Genomic DNA, 15345 nt, shown 5'->3' on the forward strand with positions numbered 1-15345 from the left:
CGCTACCCAACTGTTCAGACCAGTAAGACCGAGCGACACCAGCAAAACCGTGGCCTGCAACCTCTGAAACCGAATCTTGGCATGGCCCGTGCTCTGTCGATCCGCAGAAATCACTTCCCGCCGATCCGGAGATTTGCCATGACCCAGCGTTACAGCGCCCTCCTCGCCGCCCTGTTTGCCAGCCTGATGCTGAGCCAGGCACCCGCCCACGCCGACGGTCTGGAGGATGTGGTCAAACGCGGCACCCTCAAAGTCGCCGTGCCCCAGGACTTCCCGCCGTTCGGTTCGGTCGGCCCGGACATGAAACCGCGCGGCCTCGATATCGATACGGCCAAACTGCTGGCCGACCAACTCAAGGTCAAACTCGAACTGACCCCGGTGAACAGCACCAACCGCATCCCCTTCCTGACCACCGGCAAGGTCGACCTGGTGATTTCCAGCCTCGGCAAGAACCCGGAGCGCGAGAAAGTCATCGACTTCTCCCGTGCCTACGCGCCGTTCTACCTCGCCGTATTCGGTCCGCCAGACGCCGCCATCAAGGGTCTGGACGATCTCAAGGGCAAAACCATCAGCGTCACCCGTGGCGCTATCGAAGATATCGAACTGACCAAAGTCGCCCCCGAAGGCGTGATCATCAAACGCTTCGAAGACAACAACTCGACCATCGCCGCCTACCTCGCGGGCCAGGTCGACCTGATCGCCAGCGGCAACGTGGTGATGGTAGCCATCAGCGAGAAAAACCCGAAACGCGTACCGGCCCTGAAAGTGAAGCTCAAGGACTCGCCGGTGTACGTCGGCGTGAACAAGAACGAGCCGGCGTTGCTGGACAAGGTCAATCAGATCCTCACCACCGCCAAGGCTGACGGTGCGCTGGAGAAGAACTCGCAAACCTGGCTGAAAGAACCGCTGCCGGCCGATCTCTGATCGTTCGCGCGGGAGACGACTTATGGCTTATCAGTTCGATTTTTTGCCGGTGGTGGAAAACACTGACCTGCTGCTGCGCGGTGCGCTGTTCACCCTTGAGCTGACGGTTGTTGGCGCAGTGTTCGGGGTCGCTCTGGGCATCGTCGGCGCGTTGGTGCGGGCGTGGAACATCCGTCCGTTCGCCGGCATTTTCGGGGTCTACGTCGAGTTGATCCGCAACACGCCCTTTTTGGTGCAGTTGTTTTTCATCTTCTTCGGCTTGCCATCCCTGGGCCTGCAGATCTCCGAATGGCAGGCGGCGGTGCTGGCGATGGTGATCAACCTGGGCGCTTATTCGACCGAGATCATCCGCGCCGGCATTCAAGCGATCCCCCGTGGGCAACTGGAAGCCGCGGCGGCCCTGGCAATGTCGCGTTTCGAAGCCTTCCGCCACGTGGTTCTGCTGCCGGCGCTGGGCAAGGTCTGGCCGGCCCTGAGCAGCCAAATCATCATCGTGATGCTGGGCTCGGCGGTCTGTTCGCAGATCGCCACCGAAGAGCTGAGTTTCGCCGCCAACTTCATTCAGTCGCGCAACTTTCGCGCCTTTGAAACCTACGCCCTGACCACGCTGCTCTACCTGTGCATGGCACTGCTGATCCGCCAATTGCTGAACTGGATCGGCCGCCGCTACCTGTCCAAAAGCAGTGCAAGGAGCAGCCAATGAGCGATTTCACCTTCTGGGACATCCTGCGCAACCTGCTCACAGGCCTGCAATGGACGCTGGCGTTGTCGCTGGTGGCGTTTATCGGCGGTGGGCTGATCGGTTTGCTGATCATGGTGATGCGGATTTCAAAGAAACCGTTGCCCAGCCATTTCGCCCGCACCTACATCGAACTGTTCCAGGGCACGCCGCTGTTGATGCAGCTGTTTCTGGTGTTCTTCGGTGTGGCCTTGGCCGGTGTGGAAATTTCGCCATGGATGGCGGCGGCGGTTGCCTTGACGCTGTTCACCAGCGCCTACCTGGCAGAGATCTGGCGCGGTTGCGTCGACTCGATCCCCAACGGACAGTGGGAAGCCTCGTCGAGCCTGGCGCTCAACCCGCTGGAGCAATTGCGTTACGTGATCCTGCCACAAGCGCTGCGCATCGCCGTGGCGCCGACCGTGGGCTTCTCGGTGCAAGTGGTCAAGGGCACCGCCGTCACCTCGATCATCGGCTTCACCGAACTGACCAAGACCGGCGGCATGCTTGCCAACGCGACCTTCGAACCCTTCATGGTCTACGGTCTCGTCGCCCTCGGTTACTTCCTGCTCTGCTACCCCTTGTCCCTCAGTGCGCGCTACCTGGAAAGGAGACTGCATGCCTCTGCTTAGAATTTCCGCCCTGCATAAATATTACGGCGACCACCATGTACTCAAAGGCATCGATCTGAGTATCGAGGAAGGCCAGGTGGTGGCGATCATCGGTCGCAGCGGCTCGGGCAAATCCACCTTGCTGCGCACCCTCAATGGTCTGGAATCGATCAACGACGGCGTGATCGAAGTCGACGGCGAATACCTCGACGCAGCCCGCGCCGACCTGCGCAGCCTGCGGCAGAAAGTCGGGATGGTGTTCCAGCAGTTCAACCTGTTCCCGCACCTGACCGTGGGCGAAAACGTCATGCTTGCGCCACAAGTGGTGCAGAAAGTGCCAAAAGCCAAAGCCGCCGAACGGGCGCGGCAGATGCTGGAACGGGTCGGGCTGGGCGAGAAATTCGACGCCTTCCCGGATCGACTCTCTGGCGGCCAGCAACAGCGGGTGGCGATCGCCCGGGCGCTGGCCATGTCGCCGAAAGTCTTGCTGTGCGACGAAATCACCTCGGCCCTGGACCCGGAACTGGTCAATGAAGTGTTGAATGTGGTCCGGCAACTGGCCAGGGAAGGCATGACATTGATCATGGTCACCCATGAGATGCGCTTTGCTCGCGAGGTTGGGGATAAGTTGGTGTTCATGCACCAAGGCAAGGTGCATGAGGTGGGAGATCCGAAGGTGCTGTTTGCCAACCCGCAGACGGCGGAGCTGGCGAACTTCATTGGGACCGTGGAGGCGGCGGGCTGACACCCCTGTGGCGAGGGAGCTTGCTCCCGCTCGGCTGCGCAGCAGTCGTAAAACCTGCCGACCGGCTTTTCCTGAAGCACTGCGTTGAATGGTTTTGGGGCCGCTGCGCTGCCCAGCGGGAGCAAGCTCCCTCGCCACAGGAACCCACGTCGTCCGTGCGCTGGATCAAGGCATTAAACCGTACGCGTTGGCGCGAGCGTTTGATCGTGGCAGGATGTCGAGGTTATCGACCGAGACCCCCTGACCATGCCGCTATCCCAAGTCAAGAATCTGTCCCTGATCGCCGCAATCGACCTGGGCTCCAACAGCTTTCACATGGTCGTGGCCAAGGCCCAGAACGGCGAAATCCGGATTCTCGAGCGTCTCGGGGAGAAGGTTCAGCTGGCCGCCGGCATCGACGAAGAGCGTCAGCTCAGCGAAGAATCCATGCAACGCGGGCTCGATTGCCTGAAGCGTTTCGCCCAACTGATCAGCGGTATGCCGCCCGGCACCGTGCGGATCGTCGGCACCAACGCCCTGCGCGAAGCCCGTAACCGCGGTGAATTCATCCACCGCGCCGAAGAAATCCTCGGCCATCCTGTAGAAGTCATCTCCGGTCGTGAAGAAGCGCGTCTGATTTACCTCGGCGTCTCCCACACCCTCGCCGACACCCCGGGCAAGCGCCTGGTGGCCGACATCGGCGGCGGCAGTACCGAATTCATCATCGGGCAGAGATTCGAGCCATTGTTGCGCGAAAGCCTGCAAATGGGATGCGTCAGCTACACCCAACGCTATTTCAAGGACGGCAAGATCACCCCGGCCCGCTACGCCCAGGCGTACACCGCGGCGCGGCTGGAGATCATGAGCATCGAACACGCCCTGCACCGCCTGACCTGGGATGAAGCCATCGGCTCCTCGGGCACCATTCGCGCCATTGGCCTGGCGCTGAAGGCCGGCGGGCATGGCACTGGCGAGGTGAATGCCGAAGGCCTGGCCTGGCTCAAGCGCAAGCTGATCAAACTCGGCGATGTCGAGAAAATCGACTTCGAAGGCATCAAGCCCGACCGCCGGGCGATCTTCCCCGCCGGGCTGGCGATTCTCGAAGCGATCTTCGACGCCCTCGAACTGCAACGCATGGACCACTGTGAGGGCGCCCTGCGCGAAGGCGTGCTCTATGACCTGCTGGGCCGTCATCATCACGAAGATGTCCGTGAGCGCACGCTCAGCTCGCTGATGGAGCGCTACCACGTCGACCTGGAGCAAGCCGCGCGGGTCGAACGCAAGGCGCTGCATGCCTTCGATCAAGTGGCCGAGGATTGGGACCTGGACGACGGTGTCTGGCGCGAACTGCTGAGCTGGGCGGCCAAGGTCCACGAAGTGGGCCTGGACATCGCGCACTATCAGTACCACAAACACGGCGCCTACCTGATCGAGCACTCGGACCTAGCCGGGTTCTCCCGCGAAGACCAACTGATGCTCGCGCTACTGGTGCGTGGCCACCGTCGCAATATTCCCAAGGACAGGTTTGCCGATTTTGGCGACGACGGCATCAAGCTGATTCGCCTGTGCGTGCTGCTGCGCTTTGCGATTCTGTTCCACCACATCCGTGGCACCCAGGAAATGCCACAGGTCGTGCTGCACGCCAACGGCGACAGCCTGGATGTGTTATTCCCGGAACATTGGCTGGATGACAACCAGTTGACCCAGGCCGACTTCGCCCTGGAAGCCGAATGGCTGACTCGCGTCAGCTTCGTGCTGAACGTTCGCTAAGCCTGTGGTGAGGGAGCTTGCTCCCGTTGGGCCTCGCAGCGGCCCCAAAAGAAGGACTGCTACGCAGTCCAGCGGGAGCAAGCTCCCTCGCCACAGTCATTCATCGCTCATCGCTCGGGCGAGGTAAAAAAATGGCGATCCACATGGATCGCCATTTTTTTATCGCCCAAGGTTTGCGTTAACGCACCGCCAGAATCGGGCTGCCCAACCGCTCCAGCAAGGTGGCCTGGGCGCTGCGCGGGTTCTGGTTGCCGGTCGGTGTATTACGGACGTAGCGACCGTCCGACTGCAGGCTCCAGCTGTGGGTGTTGTCGGTGAGATAAAGCTCCAGCTCTTTCTTGACCCGCAAAATCAGCTTCTTGCCCTCGACCGGGAAGCAAGTCTCGACGCGCTTGTCGAGGTTGCGCTCCATCCAGTCGGCACTGGACAGGAACATCTGCTCTTCACCGCCATTGAGGAAGTAGAAGACCCGGGTGTGCTCCAGGAAACGACCGATGATCGAACGCACGTGGATGTTGTGCGATACCCCAGCGATGCCCGGTCGCAGGCAGCACATGCCGCGCACCACCAGATCGATGCGTACCCCGGACTGGCTGGCCTTGTACAACGCGCGGATGACCTTCGGATCGGTCAGCGAGTTGAACTTGGCGATGATGTGCGCCGGTTTGCCGTCCAGGGCGAACTGCGTCTCCCGGGCAATCATGTCGAGCATGCCCTTCTTCAACGTGAACGGCGCGTGCAGCAGCTTCTTCATGCGCAGGGTTTTACCCATGCCGATCAACTGACTGAACAGTTTGCCGACGTCTTCGCACAAGGCATCGTCGGAGGTCAGCAGGCTGTAGTCGGTGTACAGACGGGCGTTAGCCGCGTGGTAGTTACCGGTGCCCAAGTGAGCGTAGCGAACAATCTCGCCGGCTTCGCGACGCAGAATCAACATCATCTTGGCGTGGGTCTTGAAGCCGACCACGCCGTAAATCACCACGGCGCCGGCCGCCTGCAGACGGCTGGCCAGCTGCAGGTTGGATTCTTCATCGAACCGCGCGCGCAATTCGATCACCGCCGTCACTTCCTTGCCGTTACGCGCCGCATCCACCAGCGCATCGACGATCTCCGAGTTGGCGCCGCTGCGATACAACGTCTGGCGAACCGCCAACACGTGTGGATCCTTGGCCGCCTGACGCAGCAAGTCGACCACCGGGGTGAAGGACTCGAACGGGTGCAGAAGCAAGATATCCTGCTTGCTGATCACGCTGAAAATGTTCTCGCTGTTCTGCAGCAGTTTCGGGATCTGCGGGGTGAACGGCGTGTATTGCAGCTCCGGATGACTGTCCAGGCCGGTGATGCTGAACAGCCGGGTCAGGTTGACCGGACCATTGACCTGATACAGCTCGGTCTCCTGCAGGTTGAACTGCTTGAGCAGGTAATCGGACAGGTGTTTCGGGCAGGTGTCGGCCACTTCCAGCCGCACCGCATCACCATAGCGACGGGAGAACAACTCGCCGCGCAGGGCGCGGGCCAGGTCTTCCACGTCTTCGGTATCGACCGCGAGGTCGGCGTTGCGGGTCAGGCGGAACTGGTAGCAGCCCTTGACCTTCATGCCCTGGAACAGGTCGTCGGCGTGCGCGTGGATCATCGACGACAGGAATACATAGTTGTCACCCGGGCCGCCGACTTCTTCCGGCACCTTGATGATCCGCGGCAGCAGACGCGGCGCCGGGATGATCGCCAGGCCGGAATCGCGACCGAAGGCGTCGATGCCTTCGAGCTCGACGATGAAGTTCAGGCTCTTGTTCACCAGCAACGGGAACGGGTGCGTCGGGTCGAGGCCGATCGGGGTGATGATCGGCGCGATCTCGTCGCGGAAATAACGGCGGACCCAAGTCTTGAGCTTGGTAGTCCAGTAACGACGACGGATGAAGCGGACCTGATGTTTTTCCAGTTCCGGCAACAGAATGTCGTTGAGAATCGCGTATTGGCGGTCGACGTGACCGTGCACCAATTCGCTGATGCGAGCCAAGGCCTGATGCGGTTGCAGGCCATCGGCGCCAGCCTGTTCACGGGCGAAGGTGATCTGCTTCTTCAGGCCGGCCACACGAATCTCGAAGAACTCGTCCAGGTTGCTGGAGAAGATCAGCAGAAACTTCAGCCGCTCCAGCAATGGGTAGGACTCATCCAGCGCCTGTTCCAGCACGCGGATGTTGAACTGCAGTTGCGAGAGCTCGCGATGGATGTACAGGCTGCTGTCATCCAGGCCGGGAATGGCAATCGCAGGCGCCGCCACAACGGGCTCGGCCACCACCGCGGGTGGAGCGGGCTCCAGTTCCGGCGGGGTTTCGGCGATTTGCTCCACCACGGGTTGAGCGTCTTTTACGGCAACTTCAGTGAGTCCTTCGGTATTCATCGAATGTTCCTGGGAGGGCTATTTTTGCTCTCGTAACAATTGAGCAGCACGGACGGCAAAGTAAGTCAGGATGCCATCAGCGCCTGCACGTTTAAAAGCGGTCAGGGATTCGAGGATAACCCCTTCGCTCAACCAGCCATTCTGGATCGCGGCCATGTGCATGGCGTATTCACCGCTGACCTGATACACAAAGGTCGGCACTTTGAACTCTTCCTTGACCCTATAGAGAATATCCAGATACGGCATGCCTGGCTTGACCATGACCATGTCTGCGCCTTCTGACAAGTCCGCCGCCACTTCGTGCAGGGCTTCGTTGCTGTTGGCCGGGTCCATCTGATAGGAGGCCTTGTTGGCCTTGCCCAGGTTCAACGCCGAACCCACCGCATCGCGGAACGGGCCGTAGTAGGCACTGGCGTACTTGGCCGAGTAGGCCATGATCCGCACATTGACGTGACCCGCCAGCTCCAGCGCTTCGCGGATCGCCTGTATGCGCCCGTCCATCATGTCTGACGGAGCCACCACTTGAGCGCCAGCTTCGGCGTGGGACAAAGCCTGTTTAACCAGTGCGTCGACGGTAATGTCGTTCTGCACGTAGCCTTCTTCGTCGAGAATGCCGTCCTGACCGTGGGTGGTGAACGGGTCCAGGGCGACGTCGGTGATCACACCGAGCTCAGGGAACTGCGCGCGCAAGGCACGAGTGGCGCGCTGGGCGATGCCGTTGGGGTTCCAGGCTTCGGCGGCGTCCAGCGACTTGAGTTCCGGTGGCGTCACCGGGAACAGTGCCAGCGCAGGAATCCCCAGCTCGACCCACTTGGCCGCCTCTTCGATCAACAGATCGATCGTCAGGCGTTCAACGCCCGGCATCGAGGCCACTGCTTCGCGACGGTTTTCGCCGTCCAGCACGAACACCGGCAGGATCAGGTCGTCGACGGTCAGTACGTTTTCACGGACCAGTCGACGCGAAAAATCATCACGACGATTGCGACGCAGGCGGGTTGCAGGAAACAAACGGTTGGCAGGGGTAAAGCTCACGGCAGACTCCTGAGCCCGCGCTGGCGGGCGAGCGTGACAGTTATAAGCGGCCATTATGACCAACGTATTACAGTTATGTGCACCCCTGTGACAGGTAGTCGCATTCCATTGTCCTTGTAGGAAATGTTCACGTCGAGACACATTTGGACACTTTCATGAATGTGCACGAAGGGTTAGGCTGCGCGTTCATTTCGCCAGCACCCAGACAATGCTCCAACAATTCCTACATGACTTCGGCTACTTTGCCCTGTTCCTCGGCACGTTTTTCGAAGGCGAAACCATTCTGGTGCTCGCAGGTTTCCTCGCGTTCCGCGGGTACATGGACATCAACCTGGTAGTGGTCGTGGCATTCTTCGGCAGTTATGCCGGCGATCAGCTGTGGTACTTCCTGGGGCGCAAGCACGGGCGCAAATTGCTGGCGCGCAAACCGCGTTGGCAATTGATGGGCGATCGGGCGCTGGAACATATCCGCAAGCACCCGGACATCTGGGTGTTGAGCTTCCGCTTTGTCTATGGCTTGCGCACGGTGATGCCGGTGGCAATCGGTCTGTCGGGCTACCCGCCAGGACGCTATCTGCTGCTCAACGGGATTGGCGCGGCGATCTGGGCCGCCGCACTGGCCGCTGCCGCGTATCACTTCGGCGCGGTGCTCGAAGGCATGCTGGGCAGCGTCAAGAAATACGAGCTGTGGGTGCTGGGCGCCCTGCTGGTTCTGGGCTTTGTGCTGTGGCTGCGGCGGCGTTTCAAGAATGCCCGCCTGGCGAAGAAGATCTATGCCGATGAGCAGGCGCTGAAAGCCGAACAGGCCAAGTCCAGCGAACCTACGACGCCCATCGAGTGACGCGGTTTCTACAGCAGTAGAGACCGATGCCGCTGAGCAGGCTGTAACTGAGCAGCACCACCCAGCCCACCGCGCTGCCCGGCCATAGCCCGACCATCGGCGCCAGCCACACCAGCGGCAGGTTCGACACCAGCCGCAACAGCTCCAGCTTCAACGCCTGCGGGCGATTCTCCAGGGCTGCGCCCAACACGAACAACCCCAACGCCACGGCGCCCCAACCCAACACCAGGGCTGCGGTCGGCAGGCTCTGCTCCAAATTCATCAAGTAACTGCCCAAGGCGATGTAGACGCAGAACTGCAGCGCCACATACCACTGCTGACGTCCGTCCAACGGCACCTCGAATTTGCGGAACTGAGCCAGGTCCGGCTTGTTCATCGGGTATTTGGCCGCCACGTCCGCCGGCCGCCAACCGGTGCGCATGAACCAGATCCGCAGCTTGTCCCACCAGCGCTCGGCGCGCCGGGCGTCATCCCACAACTGCGCGTAAAACTGCACGTTCGCCCACACCGGATTCCAGCTCGCCAGCGGCGTGGTCACGCCGAAGATCACCGGTTCGTTGTCGTCCTCTTCCTGGAACGAGCCGAACAGACGGTCCCAAATAATGAACACCCCGCCGTAGTTGCGATCCATGTAAAGAGCGTTCTGTGCATGGTGAGCCCGATGATTGGACGGCGTGACGAAGAACCACTCGAACCAACCAAGCTTGGGAATATGCCGGGTATGCACCCAGAACTGGTACAGCAGGTTCAACGCCGCAACGCTGACGAACACCAGCAGCGGCACGCCGAGCACGGCCAGGGGCAGGTAGAAAATCCAGCTCAACAGAAACCCGGTGCTGGTCTGGCGCAGGGCCGTGGAGAGGTTGTAGTCCTCGCTCTGGTGATGCACCGAATGCGCGGCCCAGAGGATGTTGCGCTCATGGCCCATCCGGTGCAGCCAGTAGTAGCAGAAGTCGTAGAAGACGAATGCAAACACCCAGACCCAGACACTGTCGGCCGACAGCTCGATCAAGGCCAGATGTTCCAGGGCGAAGGCATAAGTGACCAGGCCGACACCTTTGGTCAACAGCCCCGTGGTGGTCGATAGCACGCCGGTGCTAAGGCTGTTGATCGCGTCTGCCACGCGGTAATTGCTCACCCCGCGCCAACGGTCGGCCAGCAACTCGACCGCAATCAGCACAAAGAAAAACGGCACCGCATACAGAATGAAGTTCATGACGCGACCTGATCGGAATCGTTCAGCAGAGATTAGGTGTAACCGCGAATCAACCCTATGGCAACGAGTGACAAATTAGTGGACATTTAACGCCATGAATCTGGAGAAAAGCCCATGAGCAAAAAAATTGCAGTGATCCTTTCCGGCTGTGGCGTGTACGACGGCGCCGAGATCCACGAAAGCGTGATCACCCTGCTGCGGCTGGACCAACGCGGAGCCCTGGTGCAGTGTTTCGCACCCAACATCGCGCAACTGCATGTGATCAACCACCTGACCGGCGAAGAAATGCCCGAATCGCGCAATGTTCTGGTGGAGTCCGCGCGTATCGCTCGGGGCAACATCAAGGATATCCGTGAAGCGGACGTCGAAGACTTCGATGCACTGATCGTCCCCGGTGGTTTCGGGGCGGCCAAGAACCTGTCGAACTTTGCCGTCGAAGGCGCCGGATGCAGCGTTCAACCTGATGTCCTGGCGTTGACCGAAGCGTTCGCCGAGGCCGGCAAACCAGTGGGGTTGATCTGCATCTCGCCGGCTCTGGCGGCAAAAATCTACGGCCCGGGCGTGACCTGCACCATCGGCAACGATGCCGATACCGCCGCTGCAATGAACAAGATGGGCGCCACCCATGCCGAGTGTGCAGTGACCGATATTGTCGAAGACAAGGCGCGCAAGCTGGTGAGCACTCCGGCGTACATGCTCGCGCAATCGATCAGTGAGGCCGCTTCCGGCATCAACAAGCTGGTCGACCGCGTACTGGAATTGACCCACGAAAACGACGAGTAACACCGTTCAATGTGGGAGCGGGCTTGCTCGCGAAGACGGGCTGACCTTCGACATTGGTGTTGGCTGACACACCGCTTTCGCGAGCAAGCCCGCTCCCACAGAGTTCAACGCATGGCTTAAGACTTGCGTGATAACCGGGTCAGTATCCGGTCCAGCGCATTGGCGAATGCCTGCTTCTCGCGGTCGCCGAACGGCGCCGGTCCGCCGCTCATCTGACCCTGCTCCCGCAGATCGGTGAACAGATTACGCACCGCCAATCGATCACCCATGTTCTGCGCATCGAACTCCTTGCCCCGTGGATCCAGCGCCGCAACGCCGTTCTTCACCAGCCGATCCGCCAGCGGTACATCGCTGCAAATCACTAACTCCCCCGGTATCGCGTGTTCCACCAGGTAATCGTCGGCGGCATCCGGGCCGCTGGGCACCACGATCAGCTTCACCAGGGCCAGGCCCGGCTTGATCTGCGGCTGACCGGCCACCAGCACCACTTCGAACTGGCGCTTGAGGGCGAACTTCACCACCAGATCCTTGGCTGCCCGAGGGCAGGCGTCGGCATCGATCCACACGCGCATTGGGTTTCCTCTATTGAAAAGCATCGCGGGCAAGCCCGCTCCCACAAGGTTAGCGCTGAACCTGTGGGAGCGGGCTTGCCCGCGATTATGAGCACAGCGAATGCTTCAGGAAACCGACACCCGCCGCTTCTCGGCCATACGGCTGCGGCTGTACAACACGATGATCGCAATGATCGCCACGGCCTGAGCACCCAGCGAATAGGCATCAGCGTGAATTCCCAGCCAGTCGAAGTCAAAGAACCGCACCGGCCGCGTGCCGAAGACCCCGGCTTCCTGCAACGCCTTCACGCCATGACCGGCAAACACCACCGACAACGCACACAGCAACCCGGCATTGATACCAAAGAATAGCGCCAGCGGCAGTTTTGCCGAGCCGCGCAGAATCACCCAGGCCAGGCCGATCAGCAACACCAGCGCCGTCGCGCCGCCCGCCAGTACGGCGTTATGCCCGGCAGGCCCGGCCTGCAACCAAAGGGTTTCGTAAAACAGGATCACTTCGAACAGTTCGCGATAAACCGAAAAGAACGCCAGAATCGCAAAGCCGAAACGCCCGCCGCCGCTCACCAGGCTGCTCTTGATGTAATCCTGCCAGGCCGCCGCATGGCGACGGTCATGCATCCACACACCGAGCCAGAGCACCATGACACTGGCAAACAACGCCGTCGCGCCCTCCAGCAGTTCACGCTGGGCACCGCTGACGTCGATCACATACGCCGCCAACGCCCAGGTCGCCAGCCCGGCCAATAGCGCCAGGCCCCAACCGGTGTTGACGCTGCGCACCGCCGATTGCTGACCGGTATTGCGCAGGAACGCGAGGATCGCCGCGAGCACCAGAATTGCTTCCAGACCTTCTCGCAACAAAATCAGCAGACCGGAAATGTAGCTCAGCGACCAGCTCAAGCCATCGCTGCCGAGCAATCCGGCAGATTGCTTCAACTTGGCCTTGGCCACCTCCAGACGCTGCTCGGCCTGGGCCACCGGCAAGCCGTCCTGCAATGACTGACGGTAAGCCATCAGTGACTTCTCGGTGTCTTTGCGCACATTGGCATCGACGTTATCCAGAGAACTTTCGACCAGTTCGAAGCCTTCAAGGTACGCCGCCACCGACAGGTCGTAGGCCTGATCGTGATCGCCGGCGCGGTAGGCCGCGATGCTCTTGTCCAGCGTGGCCGCCGTGTATTCAAGCAATTGCCCCGGGCCACGCTTGACCTGCGGCGGTTGAGCTCGTTGCGCGCGGAAGGTCGCGGCGGCTTGCAGGCCTTCAGCGGCCTGCACTTCAGCTGGCGTCTGACGCGCCAGGTCGGCGATGTTGTAGGTTTTCTCGGATTTTGCCGCGGCCGGATCGGCGCTGAAGCTGGCGATGTAGGTCGCCAGGTCCCAGCGCTGGCGATCATCGAGTTGATCGGCGAAGGCCGGCATGTCGGTGCCCTCGACGCCCATGCCCAGCGTGTTATAGATCGCGTAAAGGCTCAGACGATCCAATCGCACGGCATCGCGCAGATTGGCCGGCGGTGGCGTCATGCCGACGCCTGCCGGGCCATCACCGGCGCCCGCATCGCCATGACACACCGAGCATTGCTGGGCGTACAGCGGCGCGCCGCGAGTCGGGTCCGGGGTAATGACCGGGGCTTGACTGACCTCGTAGGCCACCGCCAGTTTCGCCCCTAGCTGCCGCGCCTGACGGGCAACGTCCGCGCCGTCCTTGCGAGCGGCAATCGCGGTGCGCAGGTTGCTGACGCCCTGCTCCAGTTCGGCGCGCTCGGGTTTGGCCGGCAAATCGGCGATCAAACCTTGCAGCACCGTCAGGAATTCCTGCTGTTCGCGGTACTCGGACTCATCGATGACTTTGCCCGCCTCGACCGTCGCCGGGTAATCGGCGCCAACGTAATCGAGCAAATGCAAAGCCTTCGGCGCACCGTCTGCGGTTGCGGCCAGCGCATTGAAGCTGCAAAGCGCGATCATCGGCAGCACGAGCCACGCCAGAAAACGAGAGGATGCAGTCATGAATAATTCTCAAATGGAAATACGAAGTAACACATTGTTCACTTCCAATCAGTTTCACTCAAGCTTTGTTGTATTCGGGTTTTGCAGTTAACGAGCTGCAGCACACCATGGCATCGGACCCCAGGCTTGAAATGGATGATGGCATCAATCAAAAAAATGCCCTCAAAAAGCCATTACATAGCCACCATCCCTGCTTATAATGCCGCGCCTTCGTTATCGCGATATGGCATTTAAGCTCCTCTTTTTATGAGGAATTGGCAGGACGCCAGTCTCCCTGCCGATGGTCCCAACAGCCCGACCAGCACGCGGCTGCTTACACTCAGGGAAGAAGTACCCCCTATGGCCTCCCGCGCCCTTACCTCGATCGCGCTCAGCGCTGTCACCTTACTCTCCGGCTGTTCGGCTTTTCGCAACTACGATTCCGAACTGGCACAAACCAACCAGCAACTGGCTGCCGGCAACGTCGACGCTGCCTTGACCCTGCTGGAAAAGAACAACACCAGCAAAGACAAAGACCTGCTCTATTACTTCGAGAAGGGTGAACTGCTGCGCGCCAAGGGCGACTTGTCCGGCAGCCAGAACGCCTGGACCAGCGCCGATCAGGTGGTGGGCAAATGGGAAGACGCGGTCAAGCTCGACACCGACAAGTACCTGGCTCAGTTCGGCAGTTTCCTGGTCAACGACAAGGTCCGTCGCTACGAAGGCTATGACTACGAAAAAGTCATGCTGACCACGCAGATGGCCCTCAACCTGCTGGCGGTGAATGACTTCGATGGCGCGCGCACCGCGATCAAGAAAACTCACGAACGTGAAGCGGTGATCGCCGACCTGCGCGACAAGGAATACCTCAAGAGCGAAGAGCAGGCCGAGAAAGAAGGCGTCAAAACCCAGTACAAGGATCTTCAGGGTTATCCGGTGGCCAGCCTCGACGCGCCAGAAGTGGTCAGCCTGAAAAACAGCTACCAGAGTGCGTTCAGTCATTACCTGGCCGGCTTCGTCTATGAAGCCCTGGGCGAGAAAGACCTGGCCGCGCCGGGTTATCGCAAGGCCGCCGAGTTGCGCCCGAACACCCCGCTGCTCGAACAGGCGCTGGTAAATCTCGACAAACCTGCCAAGGACGAGGACAGCGACATCCTGATCGTCGTGCAAAGTGGCCTGGCGCCGTCCCGCGACTCGATCCGCATTCCGCTGCCATTGCCGATCAGCAACAACGTGGTGATCACACCGCTGTCATTCCCGATCATCAAGCCAGACACCTCCACCGCCACCTTCGCCCAGATCGGCGTGGACGGTCAGCAACTGAACCTGACTCAGCTCAACAGCACCACTGCCATGTCCCGCCGCGCGCTGCGTGATGACATGCCGGGCATCATCCTGCGCACCACCGTCCGTGCCGTGACCAAAGGCGTGGCGCAGAAAAAGATCAACGAAACCAACCCGCTGGCGGGTCTTGCGGTCGGCATCTCTTCAGCCGTGCTCGAAGGTGCCGATACCCGTACGTGGCGCACCCTGCCGGACACCACTCAAGTGGTGCGTCTGCGCTTGAAGAAGGGCGAGCATCACGTCTCGCTGCCGAGCGCCGTAGGTGGTTCGGTGGTCAAGATCAACGTCGATCAGCGCTATCAGGTCATCAGCCTGCGCGCCGTGGGCAATCGGGTATTCGCCAGCGGCCAGGCCGCTCACGTGATCCCGAGCACCAACCCGACCACCGTGGCCAGCCTCAAACAACCGTAAGAACGGAGTCTTTGC

At 60.7% G+C, this 15345-nt stretch carries 13 protein-coding genes; 8 read left to right on the forward strand and 5 right to left on the reverse strand.

What is annotated here, in order from left to right; translation table 11 throughout:
- Positions 1 to 138 precede the first annotated feature (138 nt).
- The 5 genes from AC30D7_RS00500 (at position 139) to ppx (ending at position 4747) form a co-directional block, all read left to right on the forward strand.
- On the forward strand, positions 139 to 924 hold the full coding sequence (locus AC30D7_RS00500; RefSeq protein WP_490132639.1) for a transporter substrate-binding domain-containing protein: 786 nt from the start codon (positions 139 to 141) through the stop codon (positions 922 to 924).
- 22 nt (positions 925 to 946) lie between these two features.
- Positions 947 to 1627 carry an amino acid ABC transporter permease gene (locus tag AC30D7_RS00505; protein WP_490132640.1) on the forward strand — a complete coding sequence of 227 codons (681 nt, stop codon included), beginning with the start codon at positions 947 to 949 and terminating at the stop codon, positions 1625 to 1627.
- Entirely contained in the window at positions 1624 to 2274 is a 651-nt protein-coding gene (locus AC30D7_RS00510; protein ID WP_490132641.1) for an amino acid ABC transporter permease, read from the forward strand. Before AC30D7_RS00505 ends, AC30D7_RS00510 begins: the two co-directional genes overlap by 4 nt.
- Positions 2261 to 2998 (forward strand): amino acid ABC transporter ATP-binding protein, encoded by a 738-nt coding sequence (locus tag AC30D7_RS00515; protein WP_490132642.1) that lies wholly within the window; start codon positions 2261 to 2263, stop codon positions 2996 to 2998. The genes AC30D7_RS00510 and AC30D7_RS00515 overlap by 14 nt, the downstream gene beginning before the upstream one ends.
- A 246-nt stretch (positions 2999 to 3244) precedes the next feature.
- Positions 3245 to 4747 (forward strand): exopolyphosphatase, encoded by a 1503-nt coding sequence (ppx, locus tag AC30D7_RS00520; protein WP_018927565.1) that lies wholly within the window; start codon positions 3245 to 3247, stop codon positions 4745 to 4747.
- 178 nt (positions 4748 to 4925) lie between these two features.
- On the opposite strand, the gene ppk1 is transcribed toward ppx, so the two are convergent.
- Both ppk1 and hemB read right to left on the reverse strand, forming a co-directional pair.
- Positions 4926 to 7148, reverse strand: a complete 2223-nt coding sequence (ppk1, locus tag AC30D7_RS00525; RefSeq protein WP_018927564.1) for a polyphosphate kinase 1 — start codon at positions 7146 to 7148, stop codon at positions 4926 to 4928.
- Positions 7149 to 7166: 18 nt separating this feature from the next.
- Positions 7167 to 8180, reverse strand: coding sequence for a porphobilinogen synthase (hemB, locus tag AC30D7_RS00530; RefSeq protein WP_490132643.1), 1014 nt, complete (start codon positions 8178 to 8180; stop codon positions 7167 to 7169).
- A gap of 208 nt (positions 8181 to 8388) precedes the next feature.
- On the opposite strand from hemB, the gene AC30D7_RS00535 reads away from it, so the two are divergent.
- Positions 8389 to 9021: a DedA family protein gene (locus AC30D7_RS00535; RefSeq protein WP_018927562.1), complete on the forward strand. Its 633-nt coding sequence runs from the start codon at positions 8389 to 8391 to the stop codon at positions 9019 to 9021.
- Here the strand turns inward: AC30D7_RS00535 and AC30D7_RS00540 are convergent.
- Positions 9002 to 10237: a sterol desaturase family protein gene (locus AC30D7_RS00540; RefSeq protein WP_064621047.1), complete on the reverse strand. Its 1236-nt coding sequence runs from the start codon at positions 10235 to 10237 to the stop codon at positions 9002 to 9004. The genes AC30D7_RS00535 and AC30D7_RS00540 overlap by 20 nt on opposite strands.
- A 114-nt stretch (positions 10238 to 10351) precedes the next feature.
- Between AC30D7_RS00540 and elbB the strand changes: the two genes are divergently transcribed.
- The gene (gene elbB, locus AC30D7_RS00545; RefSeq protein WP_019580519.1) at positions 10352 to 11020 is read left to right on the forward strand and encodes an isoprenoid biosynthesis glyoxalase ElbB; all 669 of its coding nucleotides are present in this window, start codon (positions 10352 to 10354) and stop codon (positions 11018 to 11020) included.
- Between the two features lie 116 nt (positions 11021 to 11136).
- Here the strand turns inward: elbB and AC30D7_RS00550 are convergent, their stop codons facing one another.
- Both AC30D7_RS00550 and AC30D7_RS00555 read right to left on the reverse strand, forming a co-directional pair.
- Entirely contained in the window at positions 11137 to 11592 is a 456-nt protein-coding gene (locus AC30D7_RS00550) for a YaiI/YqxD family protein (protein ID WP_490132644.1), read from the reverse strand.
- Between the two features lie 105 nt (positions 11593 to 11697).
- Entirely contained in the window at positions 11698 to 13596 is a 1899-nt protein-coding gene (locus AC30D7_RS00555; RefSeq protein ID WP_490132645.1) for an FTR1 family protein, read from the reverse strand.
- A gap of 339 nt (positions 13597 to 13935) precedes the next feature.
- Here AC30D7_RS00555 and AC30D7_RS00560 point away from each other — a divergent pair, with 339 nt between their 5' ends.
- Positions 13936 to 15330 carry a COG3014 family protein gene (locus AC30D7_RS00560; protein ID WP_490132646.1) on the forward strand — a complete coding sequence of 465 codons (1395 nt, stop codon included), beginning with the start codon at positions 13936 to 13938 and terminating at the stop codon, positions 15328 to 15330.
- Positions 15331 to 15345: the final 15 nt, after the last annotated feature.

The sequence above is a fragment of the Pseudomonas sp. DF5 genome (genome assembly GCF_058148225.1).

Bases quoted from the DNA above. Each gene is read 5' to 3' on its own strand.
- AC30D7_RS00510 (WP_490132641.1), top strand. From the start codon at position 1,624: ATGAGCGATTTCACCTTCTGGGACATCCTGCGCAACCTGCTCACAGGC.
- AC30D7_RS00540 (WP_064621047.1), bottom strand. From the start codon at position 10,237: ATGAACTTCATTCTGTATGCGGTGCCGTTTTTCTTTGTGCTGATTGCG.
- AC30D7_RS00500 (WP_490132639.1), top strand. From the start codon at position 139: ATGACCCAGCGTTACAGCGCCCTCCTCGCCGCCCTGTTTGCCAGCCTG.
- AC30D7_RS00535 (WP_018927562.1), top strand. From the start codon at position 8,389: ATGCTCCAACAATTCCTACATGACTTCGGCTACTTTGCCCTGTTCCTC.
- elbB (WP_019580519.1), top strand. From the start codon at position 10,352: ATGAGCAAAAAAATTGCAGTGATCCTTTCCGGCTGTGGCGTGTACGAC.
- ppk1 (WP_018927564.1), bottom strand. From the start codon at position 7,148: ATGAATACCGAAGGACTCACTGAAGTTGCCGTAAAAGACGCTCAACCC.
- AC30D7_RS00515 (WP_490132642.1), top strand. From the start codon at position 2,261: ATGCCTCTGCTTAGAATTTCCGCCCTGCATAAATATTACGGCGACCAC.
- AC30D7_RS00560 (WP_490132646.1), top strand. From the start codon at position 13,936: ATGGCCTCCCGCGCCCTTACCTCGATCGCGCTCAGCGCTGTCACCTTA.
- AC30D7_RS00505 (WP_490132640.1), top strand. From the start codon at position 947: ATGGCTTATCAGTTCGATTTTTTGCCGGTGGTGGAAAACACTGACCTG.
- ppx (WP_018927565.1), top strand. From the start codon at position 3,245: ATGCCGCTATCCCAAGTCAAGAATCTGTCCCTGATCGCCGCAATCGAC.
- AC30D7_RS00550 (WP_490132644.1), bottom strand. From the start codon at position 11,592: ATGCGCGTGTGGATCGATGCCGACGCCTGCCCTCGGGCAGCCAAGGAT.
- AC30D7_RS00555 (WP_490132645.1), bottom strand. From the start codon at position 13,596: ATGACTGCATCCTCTCGTTTTCTGGCGTGGCTCGTGCTGCCGATGATC.